Annotated in this window: 2 protein-coding genes and 1 pseudogene; 1 reads left to right on the plus strand and 2 read right to left on the minus strand. The window is 58.5% G+C overall.

Annotated elements, in window-relative coordinates; translation table 11 throughout:
- Positions 1 to 78: 78 nt before the first annotated feature.
- Together BQ8420_RS05820 and BQ8420_RS05825 are read right to left on the minus strand one after the other, a co-directional pair.
- Positions 79 to 279 carry a DUF397 domain-containing protein gene (locus BQ8420_RS05820; protein WP_087096783.1) on the minus strand — a complete coding sequence of 67 codons (201 nt, stop codon included), beginning with the start codon at positions 277 to 279 and terminating at the stop codon, positions 79 to 81.
- The gene (locus tag BQ8420_RS05825; RefSeq protein WP_087096784.1) at positions 276 to 1,139 is read right to left on the minus strand and encodes a helix-turn-helix transcriptional regulator; all 864 of its coding nucleotides are present in this window, start codon (positions 1,137 to 1,139) and stop codon (positions 276 to 278) included. The genes BQ8420_RS05820 and BQ8420_RS05825 overlap by 4 nt, the downstream gene beginning before the upstream one ends.
- Positions 1,140 to 1,368: 229 nt before the next feature.
- On the opposite strand from BQ8420_RS05825, the pseudogene BQ8420_RS05830 reads away from it, so the two are divergent.
- A pseudogene (locus tag BQ8420_RS05830) lies at positions 1,369 to 1,623 on the plus strand (ATP-binding protein); the annotation flags it as partial.
- Between the last annotated feature and the right edge of the window lie 56 nt (positions 1,624 to 1,679).

Consider the following 1,679-nt stretch of genomic DNA (forward strand, 5'->3'; position numbering starts at 1 on the left):
GGTTGGTGACACGACGAGGGGTGGCCGACAGGAACCCTGTCGGCCACCGGGGTGTTGGCGGTGGGGCCGGGGCTTGGGTCAAGTCCGGGGGAGATGGGAGGTGGTGAGCGTGGTGGTGAGGAAGGCGTCCCACTCGGCAGAGGGGAAGGGCAGGTGGCCGTGGGTGGGGTGCTTGGAGTCCCGGATGGCGGTGCCGCAGGGAATGTCGGCGACCTCGACGCAGTTTTGGCTCTGAGCAGTGCTGTAGCTGCTCTTCTTAAAAATCAACTCGTCACTCATGGTTTGCTCTCTAGCGCTTCTAGAATTTCTGCGATGGCTCTGGCTGACTGTGCTGCACTCATTGCAGAGCCTTGGACATCACCGAACGTGACACTGTGAGTGTCCACTTCGTTCGATTCTTCCAGAAAGAGGCCACCCGAAGCGGTGTCCACGAACACGATCGGGGCATCAAGTGAGTCTGGGAAGTCCAAGATGCTGAATGGAACCGTGAGCGCGGCATGGGCGCCAGCGCTGAAGGGAAGCACCTGAAGATTGATGTTGGGAAGCTTGGCCATATGAAGCAGATGATGTAGCTGTTCAACCATAACTTCAGTGCTGCCAACTACACGTCGCAGAGCTGCTTCGTCCAAGACGATGCGAAGGCTTGCAGGATTGAACTGGGTCAGGATGTCACGTCGTTTCATACGGGCTTTGACGTGTCGCTCGCTCTCTTCCGCGCCCGTGTAGCGTCCGCCTTTAATGACAGCACGCGCATAGTCGGGGGTTTGGAGAAGGCCGGGGATCACCAGTCCTTCGAAGGTGCGGATGGTCGATGCCTCAGCTTCGAAGTCTGGGAGTGACTGAGGGCCGAACACCTCCTTGTACTTCGACCACCAGCCACGGACCTTGGCATCTCTGGCTAGGGCATGTAGTGCTTCGCGCTTCGCTGGATCCTTGATCTCGTATAGATCAAGCATTTTGTCGAGATCGTCCGGTTTGACCTTTTGAGTCTCCGCGTTCTCGATTTGACTGAGTTTTCCAGCAGCCCACCCAAGGCTTTTGATCGCTTGAGTCGTAGTGAGCTTCGATCCGGCTCGGGCACGCTTCAGCTCGGCAGATAGGCGCCGGCGCCTGAGTGTTGGACTGTGAGGGCGTTGCATGGCTCCAGTGTAGTTCAATAAAGAAGAGATTCGCTGAACCGCGTTGACTTTTCTGAATCTCGGTTTTAAGGTCAGGGTGTAGTCAGTGATCAGAGGTTCACCCAGGGTCTCCGCTGTTCAAGCTATGCCGTGCCCCTTTCCCTTCTCCGGGAAATCGTGAAGGTCGTCGACCTGCGGGCGCGTCGAATTGTCCATTTCCCTCACCTTTGTGGCAGGAGTTCTATTCGTCATGCCCGTAAACGCACCTTTGGCCGAGCTGCCCGATGTCACCCTCCCGCTCGGCGAACTGGTCCCGCGATTCCAGCGGCACTACTTCACCGGGTCCGCCGACATCCGCTTCTTCAAGTCGCGCTGTTACACCTTCGGCCGTTCGGTCCAGTACATGCCGCTGGTCCGCGCCTTCCTCGGCACCTGCGCCGCCGAACGCAGCACCGACTACCGCTACCTGTTCACCCTGCTCGGCAGCGAGCTCGCCAACAATGCCCGTGCGCCATGAGGCGCTTTGTTGTATCCCCGGAACATCCGGGAGGAACTCGAAGG

Source organism: Nocardiopsis sp. JB363, from assembly GCF_900143625.1.
GTDB lineage: Bacteria > Actinomycetota > Actinomycetes > Streptosporangiales > Streptosporangiaceae > Nocardiopsis.